The sequence below is a fragment of the Pantoea sp. CTOTU49201 genome (assembly GCF_032054795.1).
Lineage (GTDB): Bacteria > Pseudomonadota > Gammaproteobacteria > Enterobacterales > Enterobacteriaceae > Pantoea > Pantoea symbiotica.
Genome location: NZ_DAMBSA010000435.1, coordinates 1 through 3,778 on the forward strand (window position 1 = coordinate 1; position 3,778 = coordinate 3,778).

The 3,778-nt window shown below is 53.4% G+C and carries 5 protein-coding genes and 1 pseudogene; all 6 read left to right on the top strand.

Going from position 1 to position 3,778, the window contains the following annotated elements:
• On the top strand, positions 1-269 hold a 269-nt coding region (locus RTY00_RS21590; protein WP_409519160.1), incomplete at its 5' end, for an ACP S-malonyltransferase.
• A 10-nt stretch (positions 270-279) separates the two neighbouring features.
• Entirely contained in the window at positions 280-1,014 is a 735-nt protein-coding gene (gene fabG, locus RTY00_RS21595) for a 3-oxoacyl-ACP reductase FabG (protein ID WP_007885776.1), read from the top strand.
• 153 nt (positions 1,015-1,167) lie between these two features.
• On the top strand, positions 1,168-1,407 hold the full coding sequence (gene acpP / locus RTY00_RS21600; RefSeq protein ID WP_312666136.1) for an acyl carrier protein: 240 nt from the start codon (positions 1,168-1,170) through the stop codon (positions 1,405-1,407).
• Positions 1,408-1,493: 86 nt separating this feature from the next.
• Entirely contained in the window at positions 1,494-2,735 is a 1,242-nt protein-coding gene (gene fabF / locus RTY00_RS21605) for a beta-ketoacyl-ACP synthase II (RefSeq protein WP_008103061.1), read from the top strand.
• A gap of 76 nt (positions 2,736-2,811) precedes the next feature.
• Positions 2,812-3,624, top strand: a complete 813-nt coding sequence (gene pabC, locus RTY00_RS21610; protein WP_312666139.1) for an aminodeoxychorismate lyase — start codon at positions 2,812-2,814, stop codon at positions 3,622-3,624.
• Positions 3,621-3,778, top strand: a pseudogene (locus tag RTY00_RS21615) (cell division protein YceG); the annotation flags it as partial. The gene pabC and the pseudogene RTY00_RS21615, both read left to right, overlap by 4 nt.

The window sequence follows — 3,778 nt, forward strand, 5'->3', positions numbered from 1 at the left end:
ATGCGCCTTCGGTGCCGGTGGTAAATAACGTCGACGTGAAGTGTGAAACTGAAGCTGCTGCGATTCGAAGCGCATTGGTTCGTCAGCTGTATAGCCCGGTGCGCTGGACCGAATCGGTCGAGTTTATTGCTGCGCAGGGCGTTGAACAGCTGCTGGAAGTCGGTCCAGGTAAAGTCCTGACCGGTCTGACCAAACGTATTGTGGATAGCCTGAGTGCTGCTGCGGTGAACGATTCTGCTTCACTGAGTGCTGCACTTTCACAGGAATAAGAGGAAAAACATGAGCTTTGAAGGTAAAGTAGCGCTGGTTACCGGTGCAAGCCGTGGAATTGGTCGCGCCATTGCGGAAACGCTGGCTGCGCGCGGTGCCAAAGTGGTGGGAACCGCCACCAGTGCAAGCGGTGCGGAAGCAATCAGTGCTTACCTCGGCGACAAGGGCAAAGGCCTGCTGCTGAACGTCACTGATGCCGCCTCAATTGAGAGCGTCCTCGAACAAGTTCGCGCCGAATTTGGCGAAGTGGACATTTTAGTCAATAATGCAGGCATTACGCGTGACAATCTGTTGATGCGCATGAAAGACGATGAGTGGGCGGATATCCTTGATACCAACCTGACATCTGTCTTCCGTCTTTCTAAGGCGGTTATGCGTGCCATGATGAAAAAACGCGTGGGCCGTATCATTACCATCGGTTCTGTAGTTGGAACCATGGGTAACGCGGGTCAGGCAAACTATGCGGCAGCAAAAGCAGGTTTGATTGGCTTTAGCAAATCACTGGCGCGAGAAATTGCGTCACGTGGCATTACTGTAAACGTCGTGGCTCCGGGCTTTATTGAGACGGACATGACGCGTGCACTGAACGAAGATCAACGTTCGGGTATTTTGGCAGAAGTTCCAGCAGGTCGTTTAGGTGACCCGCAGGAGATTGCCAATGCTGTTGCATTCTTAGCCTCTGACGAAGCAGCCTACATCACGGGTGAGACGCTTCATGTCAATGGCGGCATGTACATGGTCTGATAATCACGAAAACATTTGCTTTATCTGCGGTAAACACCGCAGAATAACGCAAAATCGTGGTTCGACCAGCCGGGATTTTGTTGCATCTTTTTCAACATTTTATACACTACGAAAACCATCGCGAAAGCGAGTTTTGATAGGAAATTAAATAGTATGAGCGATATCGAACAACGCGTTAAGAAAATCGTAGCTGAGCAGCTGGGTGTTAAAGAAGAGGAAGTTATTAACACTGCTTCTTTCGTTGAAGACCTTGGTGCAGATTCTCTTGACACCGTTGAGCTGGTAATGGCTCTGGAAGAAGAGTTTGATACTGAAATTCCAGACGAAGAAGCTGAGAAAATCACTACCGTTCAGGCAGCGATCGATTACATCAATAGTCATCAACACGACTAATGAATATCTTCAGGCGGTCACCTCGACCGCCTGAGTTTTATGTATGCCCCACATAGCGTTATTTTTTCCCTCCCTGGAGGACGTGCGTGTCTAAGCGTCGTGTAGTTGTGACTGGTCTTGGCATGTTGTCTCCTGTCGGCAATACCGTAGAGTCTACCTGGAGTGCTCTCCTTGCCGGTCAGAGCGGCATTAGCCTGATCGACCATTTTGATACTAGTGCCTATGCAACGCGTTTTGCGGGCTTAGTAAGAGATTTTAATTGCGATGATTTCATCTCGCGCAAAGATCAGCGCAAGATGGATGACTTCATCCAATACGGTATCGTTGCGGGCATTCAGGCTATGGCAGACTCCGGTCTGGTCGTAACCGATGAGAATGCTGGTCGCATTGGTGCGGCAATCGGTTCTGGCATTGGCGGACTGGGTTTAATCGAAGATAACCACAGCTCGCTGGTCAACGGTGGACCGCGCAAAATCAGCCCATTCTTCGTGCCTTCTACCATCGTCAACATGGTTGCAGGTCACCTCACCATCATGTACGGCCTGAAAGGTCCAAGCATCTCTATCGCAACTGCCTGTACGTCTGGTGTGCACAACATCGGTCATGCGGCGCGTATCATTGCGTATAACGATGCTGATGTGATGCTGGCCGGTGGTGCGGAGAAAGCCAGTACGCCATTAGGCGTTGGTGGTTTTGGTGCTGCTCGTGCGCTCTCCACGCGTAATGACAATCCTCAGGCGGCAAGCCGTCCATGGGATAAAGATCGTGACGGTTTCGTGTTGGGTGATGGTGCTGGCATTATCGTACTGGAAGAGTACGAACACGCTAAGAAACGTGGTGCGAAGATTTATGCTGAGATCATTGGTTTCGGCATGAGCAGCGATGCTTACCACATGACGTCACCTCCGGAAGACGGTTCAGGTGCAGCAGCAGCGATGGTTAACGCGCTGCGTGACGCGCAGCTGAACGCTGAGCAGATCGGTTATGTCAACGCGCACGGCACCTCGACGCCAGCCGGTGACAAAGCGGAAGCGCAGGCGGTGAAATCGGTGTTTGGTGCGGCGGCTCACAGTGTGATGGTCAGCTCTACTAAGTCGATGACTGGCCACCTGTTGGGCGCTGCGGGCGCGGTAGAAGCGATTTATTCGATTCTGGCGCTGCGTGACCAGGCGATTCCACCGACCATCAACCTCGACAATCCTGACGAAGGTTGCGATCTGGACTTCGTGCCGCATACGGCGCGCCAGGTCAGCGGACTGGAGTACACCTTGTGTAACTCCTTCGGATTTGGCGGCACTAACGGCTCGCTGATCTTCCGCAAGGTTTAATCGCTCCTCAGCCATACAGAGGCCCGCATTGCGGGCCTTTTTTATATATTCTACCGGGGTAATCAAGGCGGCCAACATGTGGATAAACGGCATAGCGCAAACCGAGCTTTCAGCACGCGATCGCGCAGTGCAATTTGGTGATGGCTGCTTTACCACCGCTGCGGTGATTAACGGCCATGTAGTCATGCTGGATGCGCACCTGCAGCGGCTGAAAGAGGGCTGCGCACGGTTATTGATGGATGCGCCTGATCTAGCTCAAGTCGCCGCAGAAATGCATCACGCCGCTGCGGGCCAGGCGCAGGCTGTGCTGAAAGTGATTTTGACACCGGGCGCAGGCGGACGCGGTTATAGCCGCGCAGGCTGCCAAACACCGACGCGCATCCTTTCCCTCTCGCCGTGGCCACAGCATTACGCCACGTTGCAACAGCAGGGCGCTGTGCTGCACACCAGCCCAATACGCCTGGCGCGCAATCCATTGCTGGCCGGCGTAAAGCACCTGAACCGGCTTGAGCAGGTGCTAATTCGCCAGCATCTTGACCAGACGGGTGGCGACGAGGCGCTGGTGCTTGACACTAACGGGACGGTGGTGGAATGCTGTGCGGCCAATTTATTCTGGCGCAAAGGCAATATCGTCTTTACGCCGAAGCTTGAGCAGGCTGGCGTGGATGGCATTATGCGTCGTTATCTGATGGCGCAGATGGCCGCGAATGGCCAGACTTGTCAGCTGATTGATGGCAGCAGGGACGACGTGTTGAACGCTGATGAAGTGGTGATATGCAACGCTCTGATGCCCGTTTTACCCGTGCGACAAATTGACGACGTTTCGTTTAGCGCACGCTCGCTGTATCAGCAACTGCGCGCCAGTTGCCCGACGATGGAAGCATCATGACTCGAATGAAGAAAATTCTCGCAGGTGCAGTGGTAGTCGCAGGACTCGCCACCGCCTTTAGCTATTGGCAGATTGAACGTTTAGCCGACACGCCCTTAACACTGCAGCAGGAAACTATTTACACCTTGCCGGCTGGCAGCGGCCGTGTAGTACT

Bases quoted from the DNA above. Each gene is read 5' to 3' on its own strand.
- fabG (WP_007885776.1), top strand. From the start codon at position 280: ATGAGCTTTGAAGGTAAAGTAGCGCTGGTTACCGGTGCAAGCCGTGGA.
- acpP (WP_312666136.1), top strand. From the start codon at position 1,168: ATGAGCGATATCGAACAACGCGTTAAGAAAATCGTAGCTGAGCAGCTG.
- pabC (WP_312666139.1), top strand. From the start codon at position 2,812: ATGTGGATAAACGGCATAGCGCAAACCGAGCTTTCAGCACGCGATCGC.